The 13,931-nt window shown below is 71.8% G+C and carries 16 protein-coding genes; 7 read left to right on the top strand and 9 right to left on the bottom strand.

Annotated features, from left to right (window positions below; all coding sequences use genetic code 11):
• Positions 1-89: 89 nt before the first annotated feature.
• Positions 90-824, top strand: a complete 735-nt coding sequence (locus OG570_RS37515) for an SDR family NAD(P)-dependent oxidoreductase (RefSeq protein ID WP_326953576.1) — start codon at positions 90-92, stop codon at positions 822-824.
• Between the two features lie 15 nt (positions 825-839).
• Here the strand turns inward: OG570_RS37515 and OG570_RS37510 are convergent, their stop codons facing one another.
• A complete protein-coding gene (locus OG570_RS37510) occupies positions 840-1,745 on the bottom strand; it encodes an SDR family NAD(P)-dependent oxidoreductase (protein ID WP_326953575.1) in 906 nt (301 codons plus the stop codon).
• Positions 1,742-2,359: an NAD(P)-dependent oxidoreductase gene (locus OG570_RS37505; RefSeq protein WP_326953574.1), complete on the bottom strand. Its 618-nt coding sequence runs from the start codon at positions 2,357-2,359 to the stop codon at positions 1,742-1,744. Before OG570_RS37505 ends, OG570_RS37510 begins: the two co-directional genes overlap by 4 nt.
• A gap of 78 nt (positions 2,360-2,437) precedes the next feature.
• On the opposite strand from OG570_RS37505, the gene OG570_RS37500 reads away from it, so the two are divergent.
• Both OG570_RS37500 and OG570_RS37495 read left to right on the top strand, forming a co-directional pair.
• The gene (locus tag OG570_RS37500) at positions 2,438-3,010 is read left to right on the top strand and encodes a TetR/AcrR family transcriptional regulator (RefSeq protein ID WP_326953573.1); all 573 of its coding nucleotides are present in this window, start codon (positions 2,438-2,440) and stop codon (positions 3,008-3,010) included.
• Positions 3,007-3,324, top strand: coding sequence for a hypothetical protein (locus OG570_RS37495; protein WP_326953572.1), 318 nt, complete (start codon positions 3,007-3,009; stop codon positions 3,322-3,324). Before OG570_RS37500 ends, OG570_RS37495 begins: the two co-directional genes overlap by 4 nt.
• A 6-nt stretch (positions 3,325-3,330) precedes the next feature.
• Here OG570_RS37495 and OG570_RS37490 read toward each other — a convergent pair whose 3' ends face one another.
• From OG570_RS37490 to asnB, 5 genes are all read right to left on the bottom strand, one after another.
• On the bottom strand, positions 3,331-3,690 hold the full coding sequence (locus OG570_RS37490) for a hypothetical protein (protein WP_326953571.1): 360 nt from the start codon (positions 3,688-3,690) through the stop codon (positions 3,331-3,333).
• Position 3,691: 1 nt separating this feature from the next.
• On the bottom strand, positions 3,692-4,576 hold the full coding sequence (locus OG570_RS37485; protein WP_326953570.1) for a hypothetical protein: 885 nt from the start codon (positions 4,574-4,576) through the stop codon (positions 3,692-3,694).
• Between the two features lie 327 nt (positions 4,577-4,903).
• Positions 4,904-5,719: an oxidoreductase gene (locus tag OG570_RS37480; protein ID WP_326953569.1), complete on the bottom strand. Its 816-nt coding sequence runs from the start codon at positions 5,717-5,719 to the stop codon at positions 4,904-4,906.
• A gap of 34 nt (positions 5,720-5,753) precedes the next feature.
• Positions 5,754-6,626 carry a helix-turn-helix transcriptional regulator gene (locus tag OG570_RS37475; RefSeq protein WP_326949288.1) on the bottom strand — a complete coding sequence of 291 codons (873 nt, stop codon included), beginning with the start codon at positions 6,624-6,626 and terminating at the stop codon, positions 5,754-5,756.
• A gap of 75 nt (positions 6,627-6,701) precedes the next feature.
• Complete coding sequence (asnB, locus tag OG570_RS37470; protein WP_326949289.1) at positions 6,702-8,225, bottom strand: asparagine synthase (glutamine-hydrolyzing); 1,524 nt, start codon at positions 8,223-8,225, stop codon at positions 6,702-6,704.
• A 78-nt stretch (positions 8,226-8,303) separates the two neighbouring features.
• Between asnB and OG570_RS37465 the strand changes: the two genes are divergently transcribed.
• A complete protein-coding gene (locus OG570_RS37465) occupies positions 8,304-9,056 on the top strand; it encodes an IclR family transcriptional regulator (protein WP_326953568.1) in 753 nt (250 codons plus the stop codon).
• A 9-nt stretch (positions 9,057-9,065) separates the two neighbouring features.
• On the opposite strand, the gene OG570_RS37460 is transcribed toward OG570_RS37465, so the two are convergent.
• Positions 9,066-9,626 carry a TetR/AcrR family transcriptional regulator gene (locus tag OG570_RS37460; protein ID WP_326953567.1) on the bottom strand — a complete coding sequence of 187 codons (561 nt, stop codon included), beginning with the start codon at positions 9,624-9,626 and terminating at the stop codon, positions 9,066-9,068.
• A 63-nt stretch (positions 9,627-9,689) separates the two neighbouring features.
• Between OG570_RS37460 and OG570_RS37455 the strand changes: the two genes are divergently transcribed.
• The 3 genes from OG570_RS37455 (at position 9,690) to OG570_RS37445 (ending at position 11,746) form a co-directional block, all read left to right on the top strand.
• Positions 9,690-10,646, top strand: a complete 957-nt coding sequence (locus OG570_RS37455; protein ID WP_326953566.1) for an SDR family NAD(P)-dependent oxidoreductase — start codon at positions 9,690-9,692, stop codon at positions 10,644-10,646.
• 84 nt (positions 10,647-10,730) lie between these two features.
• Positions 10,731-11,066 carry a Cd(II)/Pb(II)-sensing metalloregulatory transcriptional regulator CmtR gene (cmtR, locus tag OG570_RS37450; protein ID WP_326953565.1) on the top strand — a complete coding sequence of 112 codons (336 nt, stop codon included), beginning with the start codon at positions 10,731-10,733 and terminating at the stop codon, positions 11,064-11,066.
• Positions 11,063-11,746 carry a cation transporter gene (locus tag OG570_RS37445; RefSeq protein WP_326953564.1) on the top strand — a complete coding sequence of 228 codons (684 nt, stop codon included), beginning with the start codon at positions 11,063-11,065 and terminating at the stop codon, positions 11,744-11,746. Before cmtR ends, OG570_RS37445 begins: the two co-directional genes overlap by 4 nt.
• A gap of 162 nt (positions 11,747-11,908) precedes the next feature.
• Here OG570_RS37445 and OG570_RS37440 read toward each other — a convergent pair whose 3' ends face one another.
• Positions 11,909-13,822, bottom strand: a complete 1,914-nt coding sequence (locus OG570_RS37440; protein WP_326953563.1) for a LamG-like jellyroll fold domain-containing protein — start codon at positions 13,820-13,822, stop codon at positions 11,909-11,911.
• Between the last annotated feature and the right edge of the window lie 109 nt (positions 13,823-13,931).

Here is a 13,931-nt window from a genome sequence, read left to right as displayed (position 1 = left end):
GCATAGCTTGCGTCCGGCCCGCCTGCTCGCTACGTTAGGTACTCAGATCGGTGTACATAACATCGGCACAGCGAGTGGATGGAGCAGTCGTGGGAAAGCTCGATGGCAAGGTCGCGGTGATCACCGGCGGGACGAGCGGGATGGCGCTGGCCGGTGCGAAGCTGTTCGTCGACGAAGGGGCGCACGTCTTCATTTCGGGCCGGCGGAAGGACGCGCTGGACGACGCCGTCAAGCTGATCGGCCGGAACGTCACCGGCGTCCAGGGTGATTCGGCCGACCTCGACGACCTGGACCGGTTGTTCGAGACGGTCAAGCGGGAGAAGGGTTCGGTCGACGTGGTGTGGGCGAGCGCCGGGACGGGCGAGCAGGGCAAGCTCGGCGAGATCACCCCGGAGCAGTTCGACGCCGCCTTCTCGCTGAACGCGCGCGGCACGCTGTTCACGATCCAGAAAGCGCTTCCGCTGCTCAACGACGGCGGCTCGATCGTCATGACCGGGTCGAACGCGTCGCTGCGGGGCTATCCCGAGTGGAGTGTGTACGCGGCGAGCAAGGCCGTGCTGCCCGCCTACGCCCGGGTGTGGGTGGCCGAGCTGCGGGACCGGAAGATCCGGGTGAACGTGCTGACCCCCGGCCAGGTCGCCACGCCGATCCTGGCGGAGGTGATGGACGAGGAGACGAAGGCGCAGTTCGAGTCCGTGATCCCGCGGCGGGAGATGGGCCGCCCCGAGGAGATCGCGTCGGTCGCGTTGTTCCTCGCCTCGGACGACTCGAGCTACGTCAACGGCATGGAGCTGGTCGTCGACGGCGGCACCACGGTGATCTGAGCGCGTCGCCGGTCCTCAGCCGGCGAAGTGGTTCTGGCTCAGCGCAAGGAGTTTCCGCTGGGTCGCGGGGTCGTGGGACACCGGGGGAGTGCTCGCTTCCTTGTCACGGTTGAAGTAGCGGCCGGTGACATCGGCCATGGCGGGGTCGGTCGCGATGCGTGTGGCGCTTTGCGCTCCTTCGGCGGGGGTGAGCAGGCTGCGGCGGATCAGGGTGCGCATGGGGCGTAGCAACGGGGGCACGAGGTCGTCGATGATGTCGGTGGCGACGATGCCCGGGTGCAGGGCGTTGACCGTCACCCCGTCGGCGGCGAGGTCGCGGGCGAGGGCGTAGCCGGCGGTGACGGTCATCAGCTTGGCGCGTGCGTAGGCCTCGAAGGGCGCGAAACCGGCCGCGGGGTTGAGTTCCGCGAGGTCGTCGACGCCGGTCAGGTCGAGGGTCGCCGGCCGCGGCTTGCCGGCGAGCTTGATCTGCCGGGTGTCGTTGAGGGTGTCGCTGGCGACGTTCACCACGCGGGCCCCGCCGCGGCGCAGCGCCGCGTCCAGCAGGGTGGTGAGGCCGAAGGCGGCGAGGTAGTCGAGGGCGATGTGCATCTCGACGCCGTCGGCCGAGATGCGGTGTTCGGAGAAGTGCGCGCCGGCGTTGTTGACGAGGACGTGGATCCGGTCGTGCCGGTCCAGGATGGACTTCGCCGCGGTGACGACGTCGGCGCGCCGGGACAGGTCGCCGGGGATGACGTCGAGCCGGTTCGCCTGGGCGCCGAGGAGTGCGCGCAAAGCGTGGGCACGAGCGGGATCGCGGGCGACGGTGAGCACGTGCGCACCCGCGCGGACGAGGCCGGCGGCGATGACCTGGCCCATGCCACCGGTCGCGCCGGTGACGACGGCGACCTTCCCGGTCAGGTCGGGGACGGCGGCGGTCACCGGCTGATCCGCGGGTAGGCGTGGGCGTACCGCGGGGTTTCGGCCTCGTCGAGCAGGAACGCGGCGAGATCGGCGCGGCCGATGGAGCTCCACAACCGGATCCGCAGGTCGGTGCCGGCCCGGTACTTCCCGATCTCGTCGTGGTCGGCCAGCTTCGGCGGCCGCACGATCGTCCAGTCCAGGCCGGAGGCGGTGATGAGCGGCTCCATCGTTTCCTTGTCGCGCATGCGTTCGGCGACGTTCGCCCACACGGCCAAGGAGTACAGCGACTTGTCGTGCGTCTCGAGCACGCCGTGCGCGCTGAGGGCGATCAGGCGGTCCACCCCCGCCGCCTTCATCGCGGTGACCGCGGAGCGGACGCCGTCGGTGCACACCGTCGTCGGCCCGGTGCCGGCGCCGCCCAGCGCGCTGATCACCACGCTCGTGCCCGGCAGGGCGCGGGTGAGGACCGGGACGTCGGTGACCTCGGGCCAGCTCACTTCGTCAAGCCTTTCGTGCGGCGCGAACGTCCCCGCCCGGCGGACCGGCGCGACCACGTGGTGCCCGCGCCGGAGTGCCGTGGACACCACGTGGCGTCCGGTGGCCCCGGTCGCTCCGAGTACCGTCACGGTCATCTGTGATACAGGATGTCTCATACCGCCATCATGCACACTCGCCGTGCTTCGAGTCAAGTTGTCTCATAGGATCGGCTCGTGACCAGTGAGACAGACCCCCGATCCGTGCGAAGCCGGGAAGCGATCTTGAACGCCGCCCGCGAGCTGCTGCTGGAGAGCGGCCCGACCGCGGTGACGCACGTGCAGGTCGCCGACCGCGCGGGGGTGGGCCGCGCCACGGTCTACCGCCACTGGCCGCAGGCCGAACCGCTGCTCCTCGAGGCCATGGCCACCGTCCCGATGCCGTTCCTCGACCAGCCCACCACGCCCACCCGGGAGTGGCTGCGCCGGGAGCTGACCGCGATCGCCCGCCAGCTCGAGCTGGACGACGTCCGCGCCGTGTCCACGACCTTGGCCAACACGGCCCTGTGGGACGAGAACATGGACGCCCGCCGCGCACAGTTCGCGGCCATCCTCACCGACCGCCTGGCAACCGCCCTGGACGACGCCCAGACGCGCGGCGAGCTCACCCTGGCACTGGCGAGCCGCAACGCCGCAGCCCTGACGATCGGCCCGCTGTACTACCGCAGCACCATCGAGCACGCCCCGCCCGACGTCACCCTCATCGACGCCGCCATCGCCGCCCTGGGCGACTGGTCCGCCGACCGGTGAGCACGCCGGACGACCGGTCAGCGGCCGGTGAAGGCGCCGAGGAGGAAACTGGCGGAGTGCCGAGCAGCGAACGAAGGAACCGGGAAGCCATGCGCCGCGCCGCGGTCGAAGGCGTAGCGGCCTACCTCGCCGACGAGGACGCGGATGTCCACAACATCATCGACGCCGCCGTCCGGGAGAACGCGGTGGTAGCGGCGTTGAACCTGACCGCGCTGGCGGCAGCTGCGGTCACGGCCCTCGCCGAAGCGACGGACCGTACGCCCGCCGATGCCCTGCGCTCGATCGACCGAGCAGACATCGGTCGGCTGGGGTAGGCCCGCTCACCAGGTGGATCTCCGGAACCCGCCGTCATAGTCGTCGTCCTCCGGGGCGACCTCCGGCTCCGCAAGATCGAGCGCCGCCAACGCCGCGATCTCCTCCCGGACTCCGGCTTCCGCCCCGTCGAGGGCCGCTTGCTTCTCGGCCTCGGGCAGCGCGTGCCACTCGTCGATGCCCGCGTGGGCCGCCTCCAGCGTTTCCTCGGACAGGTACGAGCGGTACAGCAGGTCTTCCGGCTTCGCGTGGCCCGCCAGGACGTCGCGGGCGAAGTCGGCCAGGTCGCCCTCGCCGCGGGCCAGCAGCACCAGCTGGTTGTGCCTCGCGAGCCGGCCCCGTTGCGTTCGCCACGGTGAGATCTCCACGTCACGTCCCCGGGTGCTTGTACGGTTCGCCGGGCCAGGCCTTCGCGGCGATTTCGCCGTTGCCCGCTACCAGTTCGGAGATCGACGCGATCGTGTGCGCCAGCGTGTTCAGCGCGTCGATGGCGGTGCGCAGCGGGGTCACCTCGGTCATGATCCCGGCGATCGCCTGGCGCACGGATTCGCCGTCGCCCAGGCCGGCGATGCCCAGCAGGAACATCTCCAGGGCCTTGCCGAGCTTGAAGACCTTGCCGAGCAACGCGTCGAGCAGCCCTTCGAGCGCGATGTCGAGCGCCTGCATGGCGTCGTAGGCCGCGCGGGCGAAGTTCTTGATCTTCTGGCCGGCCTCCGTGCAGAACCTGGCGTGTTCCGCGCAGGCGTGGGAGTAGTCGGTCAGCCAGGCGCGCGCGGCCTCGCCGGCGTGCCCGGTCCAGCGCTCCTGGATGCCGAAACGCCCGCGGTCGACGTTCTGCTTGATCTTGGCGAACGCGAGCCCGGTGTCCTCGAACACCATGCCCTGCCGCAGCAGCGCGTCCCAGTCGCCGGCCACCAGCTTCTCGACGACGGTCAGCAGGTCGATCCCGACCAGCTTCGTCAGCAGGCCCCGCGCCGCCCCGGAGATCGACGCCCCGCCCGCGATGTCGTCGGCGATGCGCTGGACCTCGATGTTCCAGCCGCCGAACGCGTCCTCGCCCGGGTTGTCCGGGCCGGTGTACTCGAGCTCGGGGTGCCGCGGGTTGCGGGACGCGTTGTCGAAGTCGGTGAAGGACGCCGCGGTTTCGGGGGAGGCGACGTCGTCGGGCGCGACCCGTTCGGACAGCGAGTCCGGGTAGGCCGCGTCGGCCTTCGCGGCGGCCTCGTGGTCGGTCTCGCGGTACAGCTTCGCCACGGCGACGAGCGTGGTGTCGTAGGAGTCCGCGAGGGACTCGGCCTTGCCCCCGTTGGCGACGGCGAGCTCCTGCCACCGGTCGAGCGGCGCGGCGAGCTTGCCGAGCAGCCCCTCACCCCACTCGTTCGGCCCGGCGGTGGCGGCCGCCCGGTAGAGCCCGGCCGCGGCGCCGGCCCGCCCGGCCAGCGCGCCGAGCTTCTTGATCGCCTCGGGGTCGGCGTGGAAATCACTGCTGATGGTCGTGCCTCCGGGTCCGGTCGTGCTGACGACCGGTGCACGCGCGCCGGGGTGATCCGGTTTAGTCCACCCGGTGGAACGCCGCTCGGCTCACCGGTAGTCGGTGGAGGTGGCCAGTTCGCGCCACTGGTCGAGTTCGCCGGCGACCGTGGCCAGCTTGTCCTCCACGAGCCGGACGCAGTCGCTGCCCAGCTGCAGCCGCAGCGGCGGCTCCGCGGCCGTGACCAGGCGGCGGATGGCGGTGACCGCGCGGGCCGGGTCGCCGGGCTGGTGGCCGTCGTTCTTCTCGATCGCCGACGTCACGGCGCCGACGCTGCCGGCGTAGGCGGGCACGGTGACCGCGACCTGGCGACGGCTGGCGGGGGCGAGGAAGTCCGTGCGGAACGAGCCGGGCTCGACGACGGTGACGTCGATCCCGAGCGGCCCGACCTCCGCGCGCAGCGCCTCGCTGAGGCCTTCGACGGCGAACTTGGCCGCGCTGTAGAGGCCGCGGCCCGCGCCGGAGGCGAACCCCGCGCTGGAGCTGATGTTCACGACGTGGCCCGCGCCCTGGGCCCGCAACACCGGCAGCGCGGCGCGGGTGACGTTCAGCAGGCCGAAGACGTTGGTGTCGAACAGCGCGCGCACATCGGCGTCCGGCACCTCCTCGACGGCGCCGAAGAGCCCGTAGCCGGCGTTGTTGACGAGCACGTCGATGCGGCCGAACCGTTCGACGGCCGCGGCGACGGCGGCCTCGGCCTGGGCCGGATCGGTGACGTCGAGGCGGACGTCGAGCCGCGGCCCGGCCGGGTCGCCGGGCGGTGGGTTCCGCGCGGCCGCGACGACCTGGTCGCCCGCGACGAGGGCGGCGTCGGTGAGCGCCCGGCCGAAGCCGCGGGACGCGCCGGTGATGAACCAGACAGACATGAGTGTGCTCCGTGATCGTGCGACGGCAGGCCGGTTATCGGCCGGACGGGTCGTCCGCGGGGGAGAGGGCGTAGCCGGCCAGCAGGGCTAGCGCGTGGGCGGCCGGGCTGCCCGGCTCAGCGTGGTAGACGACGAGGTGCTGCCCCGGCGCGCTGGTGACGGCCAGGTTCTCGAACCGCAGGGTCAGGTCCCCGGCGAGTTCGTGGTGGAAGTGCTTGACCGTCGCGGTCTTGGCCCGGACCTCGTGCTTGCCCCACAGGCGGGCGAAGTCGGGGCTGCCGACCGACAGCGTGCCCACCAGTTCGGTGAGGCGGGCGTCGTCGGGGTCCGGGTTGGCCGCGCGGAGGGCGGCGACGCAGCCTTCGGCGATCTTCGCCCAGTCGCGGTAGAAGACGCGGGCGCCGGGCTCGAGGAAGATGCCGCGCAGCAGGTTCCGTTCGCCGCGCAGCCAGGAGAACAGCGCTTCGCCGAGCGGGTTGACGGCCAGGAGGTCGAAGTACCGGCCGTAGACCAGGGCCGGGGTGTGGGGCCAGGCGTCGAGCAGGGCCACGAGTCCCGGTGCCGGGTGCTCGGGCCGGGCTTTGCGTGGTTTCGCCGGTGCGGCGAGGCCGCGGAGGTAGGCGGCGGCCTCGTCGTCCAGCAGCAGGGCGTCGGCGAGGGCCGTCACCACCTGCGGCGAGGGGTGGGTGTCGCGGCCCTGTTCCAGCCGGGTGTAGTAGTCCGTGCTGACGCCGGCCAGCATGGCGACCTCTTCCCGGCGCAGCCCGGGCGTGCGCCGGTCGCCGTCCGGGATGCCGTGCCGGTCCGGCCGGGTCAGGGCGCGCCGGGCCCGGAGGAACTCGCCCAGCCGGGGTGCCGCGTGCGCCACGGTCACCACCTCCTGTCCGTCGCGGATCTTCGACCTCACCGACGCTAGCCGGGGATCACCGGAGCCGGGTAGCTCTGCCAGGTCCCCCGTGCGGCGCTCGTCGGGGAAGCCGGATCAGGCGACGGCGAAGCGGGTCAGCACCGCGGCCGGCCGGACCTCGGGCAGGGCCCGGCGGAACGCGCGGTAGTAGGCGAGTTCCTCTTTGGACCGCAACGAGGTGGCCGGGTCGCGCCGCTCGGTCAGTTCGGCGTCGCCGATGTGCCGGTTCCAGTACGGGGTCAGCAGGTCCGCGGCGCCGCTGCCGGTGCCGAACTCCAGCTTGGGCCGCCAGAGCAGCCGCTCGGGGAGCCAGCCGGTGAACGCGCGGCGCAGGTGGCCCTTCTCGAGGCCGTCGGCTTCGAGTGATTTCACGTTGTCCGGCAAGGACATCGCGTGGTCGACCACGCGGGTGTCGAGGAAGGGCACCCGCGCTTCCAGCCCGTGCGCCATCGTGACGCGGTCGCAGCGCTGGAGGTTGAGCCCGTGCAGCTGCTCGATGGTGCGCCGCAGCTCGCGGTGCAGCGCCGCCGGGTCGCGGTGACGTTCGTGGTAGTAGCTGTAGCCGGCGAAGAGCTCGTCCGCGCCTTCGCCGGTCAGCACCGCCTTGACGTGCTGTGCGGCCAGCTCGGCGAGGAACCAGTTCGGCACCGCGCTGCGGATGAGGCCGGCGTCGAACGACTCGACGGACGCGACGACGTCGTCGAGGGCCGCCACGGCCTGCGCGGCGTCGAAGACCGTTTCGCGGTGCTCCGTACCGAGGAATTCCGCGACTTCCCGGGCCGCGAGCAGGTCGGAGGATCCCTCGACGCCGACGGCGAAGGTCTTCAGCCGCCGCCCTTCGCGGGCGTACTCGGCCGCGGCGACGGCGGCGACGATGCTGGAATCGAGCCCGCCGGAGAGGAAGACGCCGACCTCGACGTCGGCCATCAGGTGCCGGCGGACCGAGTCGACGAGCACGGCGCGCGTCCGGCTCTCCAGCTCCACCGCCGTGAGGCCGTCCTGGACGGGGGCGAAGGTGACGGCCGTGGCGAACCGGACCAGGCCGTCTTCCGGCGTCCACCAGCAGCCGGGCGGGAACATCTCCACCGCGTGCTGGACGGTGACCGGGAAGGCGCGCATCTCGGACGCGAAGTAGTACCGGCCGCCGGTCCGCGCCCAGTACAGGGGCTTGATGCCGAGGCGGTCGCGGGCCGCGACGAACCGTCCGTCCGGGGTCGCCGCGCAGAGCGCCCACATCCCCTCCAGCCGGTCGAGCGCGCGCGGCCCTTCGGCGGTCAGCAACGCGAGCGCCGACTCGCTGTCCGAGGCGGTGGTGAAGTGGTGGCCGGGCAGGCTTTCGCGCAGTTCGGCGTCGTTGTAGATCTCCCCGTTGCAGACCAGCGACCACGGCCCGGCTTCGCCGAGCGGCTGCCGTCCGTTGGCGGGCCCCACGATCGACAGCCGGTTGTGGCCGAGCCAGACGTGCTCGCCGACGCGGGCCTGGCCGGTGTCGTCGGGGCCGCGGTGGGCCAGCCGGGTGAGCATGGCCCGGCCGGTGGCCACGACGTCGGAGGTGATCGCTTCGGACGAGGGGGCGTACCACGCGACTATTCCGCACATGCAGGTCACGCTAGGTCGGCCCGTGCGTCGGTGACAACCGTAGTTGCGCTCCGCGCACGGCCGTCGGACACTGGGCCGATGGCGAACGACAGTCTGACCAGCGTGCACCGGGCGCTCGACGTGCTGCGGACGCTCGGTGCGGGCCCGCTCGGGGTCCAGGCGGTCGCCGAAGCCTTGGCGGCCGAGAAGACCCAGATCTCGCGGACGCTGAAGGTGCTGCTCGAGGAGGGTTTCGCCGAGCGAGACCCGAAGACCCTGGAGTACCGCCTCGGCTGGCAGCTCTACGCGCTCGCCGGCGCGGCCGGGGACGGCCGGCTCCGGCAGGACGCGCCCCGGGCGCTGCGCACGCTGGTCCAGGAGCTGGGGGAGGCGGCGTACCTGACCGTCCGGGAGGGTGACGCGGCCCTGACCGTGCTGAGCGAGCAGGCGGGACGCAGCGTCCAGGCGCGCGAGTGGATCGGCCGCGGTACGCCGCTGAGTTGCACGTCCAGTGGGCGGGCGCTGCTGTTCGGCCTGGCCGACGCCGAGATCGTCACCCTGCTCGCGACCCGGCCGGGCGCGCTGCCCGGCACCCGCCGGGCCCCGCGGACCGTCGCCGCGGTGCTGAAGCGGCTGCGCGAGGAGCGGGTGGCGGGCCACGTCGTCGCCGCGGAGGAGTACGAGATCGGCCTCACCGCGGTCGCCGCCCCCGTGCTCGACTTCCGCGGCACCCCGCTGGCGGCGGTGAACGTGTCGGTGCCCACCTTCCGGCTCACCGAGGACGGCCTGGCGCGGATCGTGGCGGCGGTGACCGCCACGGCCGCGGACCTGTCGCCCGGCGCCCGGGCGTGAGCCGGGTCGTCATCCGACGAGCAGGCCGACCGCGGTGGTCAAGCGTGCGAGGTACGCCTCCCGCGTCTCGACCTGGTGCTTCAACCCGATCGACACGCTGATCAGCGTCTGCGCGACCGGGACCGCGGACGCCCGCCCCGACGTCTCGGCGATCGCGTCGGTGACGAGTTCCGCGAAGCGGACCGGGGCGGTCTCGACGATCTCGCCGAGCAGGTCCGGGTTCTGCTCGATGACACTCGTGACGTCCCGGCCCAGCGGCCCGACGTAGCGGCCGGCCCAGCGGTCGAACGCGCTGGCCAGCCGCTCGCGCAACGGCCGGTCTGTGGCGGCGAGGAGTGCCTGCGCTGCGGCGAGGTCCTGTTCCAGTGCCCGGGTGAACGCGGCCCGGAACAGCGTTTCCTTCGACTCGAACAAGAAGTACAGGCCCGGCCGCGAGATCCGGGCCGTCCGCGCCAGTTCCTCCATGGACGTCTTGCGGTAGCCGTGGCGGGCGAAGGTGAGCAGCACCGACTCGAGCACCGCGTCACGACGAGCCGCGGTGCCGACGTTCGACGTCTCGGGGGCGACCATGCGCCGATCCTACGGCTCGTAGACTCACTATACAAGAACCGACTAGTACGTATAGTGGCCGCCATGACCACACGTGAACTCATCACCACCCCGTTCTCCGCCGCCACCACCGCGGACGAGGTGCTGGCGGGCGTCGACCTCACCGGGATCCGCGCGATCGTGACCGGGGCGTCCTCGGGCATCGGCGCCGAAACGGCCCGCGCGCTCGCGGCCGCCGGTGCCGAGGTGACCCTCGCCGTCCGGAACCCGGCCGCCGGCCACGCCGTCGCCGATGCCATCACCGGCACGACGCGCGTCGCGGCGCTCGATCTCGCCGATCAGGCGGCGGTCCGGCGTTTCGCCGGCGGCTGGGACGGGCCGGTGCACCTGCTCGTCGCCAACGCCGGTGTTGTCACCGGCGGCCTGGAGCGGACGCCGGAAGGGTGGGAGCTGCAGTTCGCGACGAACCACCTCGGCCACTTCGCGCTGGCCACCGGCCTGCACGACGCGCCCGCCCGCGGCGCCGCCGACCGCGGCGAAGCGCGCGTCGTCTCGCTCAGCTCGACCGCGCACATGCGCGCGAACGTCGATTTCGACGACCCGCACTTCGCGCGCCAGGCCTACGACCCGCAGCTCGCGTACGCCCGGTCGAAGACCGCGAACTCCCTGTTCGCCGTCGAAGCGACCCGCCGCTGGGCCGCCGACGGCATCTTTGCGAACGCCGTCAACCCCGGCGGGATCGCGACCGGGCTGCAGCGGAACTTCACCCCGGCGCAGAAGGCGTCCCTCGACGCGGCCGAGGCTGCGGGCACCTTCACCTACAAGACTGTCGAGCAGGGCGCCGCGACCACCGTCGTCGCCGCCGTCGCGCCGCAGTTCGCCCGCACGGGCGGCCACTACCTCGACGACGCCCAGGAGGCGTACACCGTGCCGGACGACGCCACCCTCGCCGACCACCCGCACGGCGTGAAGCAATGGGCGCTCGATCCCGCCGCCGCGAAGCGCCTGTGGGACGTCTCGACGGAGCTGATCCATGGCTGAAGACGATCGGCGAGCCCGTGCGCCGGCGAGGCGTGGAATCATCGTCCTTGCTGTCGTGTCAGCCGTGGCTGTACTGTCCGATGCATGCTGACGTGTGAGACGCGGGGAGCGGCGCTGGCCCGGCTGGGGCGCGCACTGGCCGATCCGACGCGGTGCAAGATCCTCGTGTCCCTGCTGGACGGGGCGAACTACCCCGGTCAGCTCGCCAAGGAACTGGGCCTGAGCCGCTCCAACGTCTCGAACCACCTGGCCTGCTTGCGCGGGTGCGGCCTGGTCGTCGCGACCTACCAGGGGCGTCAGGTCCACTACGGACTGGCGGACGAGCACCTGGCCCGCGCGCTCCGCGAGCTGGTCCAGCTGGTGCTCGCGGTCGATCCCGAGCAGCCCTGCGTGGACGACCACGAGCCGGTGAAGGCATGAGCGGCGACGCCGAACCGCGCGTCGAGCTGCTACCGATCGCGCAAGGCGGCTGCGCCGACGGATGTTGCGCTGTCAAAGTGACAGACGCCGACCGCCGGGCGGTGCTGTCACGCCGGGTGCGGCTGCTGGTGGCCGCCACGATCGGCTACAACGTGGCCGAGGCGGTCATCGCGATCTCGGCCGGGTCGGTGGCCTCGTCGACGGCGCTGATCGGGTTCGGGCTCGATTCGGTCATCGAGGTCGCCTCCGCCTCGGCCGTCGCCTGGCAGTTCTCCGGCGCGGATCCGCAGGCGCGCGAACGGACGGCGTTGAAGGTGATCGCGGCGTCGTTCTTCGCGCTCGCCGCGTACGTCACGGTCGAGTCGGTGCGCGCCCTGTTCGGCGCGGAGCCGGCCGGGCATTCCACCGTCGGGATCGTGCTGGCGGCGGTGTCGTTGCTGGTGATGCCGTTCCTGTCGCACGCGCAACGGCGGGCCGGGCGGGAGCTGGGTTCGGCGAGCGCGGTCGCCGACTCGAAGCAGACGCTGCTGTGCACCTACCTCTCCGGCGTCCTGCTGCTCGGGCTGCTGGTGAACGCGTTGTTCGGCTGGTCGTGGGCCGATCCGGTCGTGGCGTTGGTGATCGCCGCCGTCGCGCTGCGGGAAGGTCGCGAGGCGTGGCGCGGCGAGCACTGCTGCTGAAACCGCGGTGAAACCGGCGTGAATCCCGCTGCCCGCATCCTCCTCGTGTCGTGGCCGCTCCGGCCACGCCGACGGAAGGGGGCGCATGGACAGCGCTGCATCCGCGATCGCGGTGACCGGGCCCACCGGCATCCTCCGGTTTCGACCGCGGCTTCCGGCGGATCACTTGGTCAGGAACTCGTCCGGCCGCAGTGCCCGGCCGACGATCCGGACGTCGCCGATCCAGCCGTGGAACACGTTGTCGAGCGCGCCGCCGTATTCGTGGCCGCCGAGGAGCCACGCGAGGCCGAGCGAGGCGATGCCGACCGAGTCGGTGAAGGGGTTGTCGGCCACGGGGGAGCTTTCGACGTAGACCTTGGTGCGGTGCCCGTCGTTGACGACCGCGAGGTGCCACCACTGGTCTTCGGCCAGGCCGTGGCTCCAGTTGGTGGTCGGGTAGGTCTGGCTGAGCGGGTAGCAGTTGAACTGCACCTCACGACCGTTGTTCGTGGTCATGAGCTGGGCCACCGGCTCCTTCGGGTCGGTGTTCTTCCCGTGCTTGCCCGCGTCGCCCGACGCACCGCGGCGGACCAGGACGGGCATGTTGCCGTTGGTGCCGCCGTCCCAGTCGCGCGGGATCTTCACGAACGTCTCGATGGTGTAGCCGCGCTTGAACGTCTCGGTGTTCAGCGGCGCGCCCGGGCCCGTGGTCAGGTACGCGCCGTGCAGCGGGCTCCGGCCGCCGGCGAACCGGAGGCTGGCGTGGCCCGGCTGGTCTGGGTGGTGGTCGTCGGTCCAGGTCAGGGCGTCGGGGGCGGTGCCGGCGACGGACTGCAGCGTGAGGTCGTTGCCGTGACCCGACAGGTCGCGCACCTGCTGGCCGGCCGTGACGGCGCTGCCGTTCGCGCCGACGCCGTCGAAGCGCCAGTACGCGAGCGTGCCCGGCACGAGCACCTTGCCGGCCGGCCGCGCCGGGCGGACCGGCACGGGGATGAAGCCGGCGAAGCGCCGCTCGAAGTCGAACGGCATCGAGAAGCGGTCGACGGCCGTGGTGAGCTGCGACTCCAGCACCTCCATGCGGTTGCGCTTCGCGGGGTCCTTCTCGAGGATCCACGGCGAGACCGTCTCGACGTCGATCGTGTCGCGTTCGAGGTCGAAGTGGTACAGGCGCAGCATGCCGCCGCCGCTCATGTACCGGTTCTGGTAGTTCGTGATGTGCAGGTGCACGTCGTTACCGGCGGCGTTCTTCTTCGTCGTGCGGCCCGAGGGCCAGTAGTGGCCGTTGAGCGTGAGGAAGATCTGGTCGTTGTCCTTGATCAGCGAGTCCCACACGGTCTGCCCGTAGCCGGTGATCTCGGCGTTGTTCTCGGCGTCGCCCGACTCGTACGGGTAGACCTCGTCGCCGTAGGTAGGCGCGACGATCTCGTGGCAGGTCAGGATCACCGGCAGCTTCGGGTGCTTCTTGATGACGTCGTTGGCCCACGCGAAGCCGGCGGCCGAGGTGCGCCAGTCCATGGCCAGCAGCAGCCACTCGCGCCCGGCGGCGCGGAAGACGTGCGCGGTGTTGTAGCCGCTCGCGTCGGCACCGAGGAACGACTTCTGCCGGCGGAACCGCTGCGGGCCCATCGTCTGCAGGTACGGCGTGGTGCCGCGGGTGTCGTCACCGGACACGTCGTGGTTGCCGGCGAGGACGCTGTAGGCGAGTCCGGCCGAGTCGGCCGGCCTGAACGTCTTGTCCACGGCCTGGAACGACGTGACGTCGGCGTCCTGCGTCAGGTCGCCGAGGTGGGCCAGGAAGACGATGTTGCGGTCCGGTGTGCCGCTGTTGGCGATCACGTACCGCAGCGACGCTTCCTGCGGCTCCGGGTTGATGCTGTTCTGGCTGCCCCAGTAGAGGTACTGGGTGTCCGGCATCACCGCGACGGTGAACTGGCGGCTCTCGCCGTCCGGATTCCACCTGCTTTTGTCGGCACTGTCCGCGGTGTCGGCTTCGGCCGGTGCGGCGCCGAGCGCGCCCAGCGCCGTCGCGCCGACGCCGGCCAGCCCCGCGTTCCGCAGGAAGGACCGCCGGTTCGGGCCCGCCGGGTTTTCGCGCATGATCTGCCTCATTCGGTATTCCAGGGAGAATCCTTCAGCGCCCCGGACGCTATTCCCGCCTGCTTGAGCCGACACGAACACCAGGTGGCCTGCTCACGTCGGCTCCCTT

It is taken from the genome of Amycolatopsis sp. NBC_01286, from assembly GCF_035982555.1.
GTDB lineage: Bacteria > Actinomycetota > Actinomycetes > Mycobacteriales > Pseudonocardiaceae > Amycolatopsis.
The sequence above is the reverse complement of the archived record's forward strand: the minus strand, read 5'-3'. Positions and strand labels throughout refer to the sequence as shown.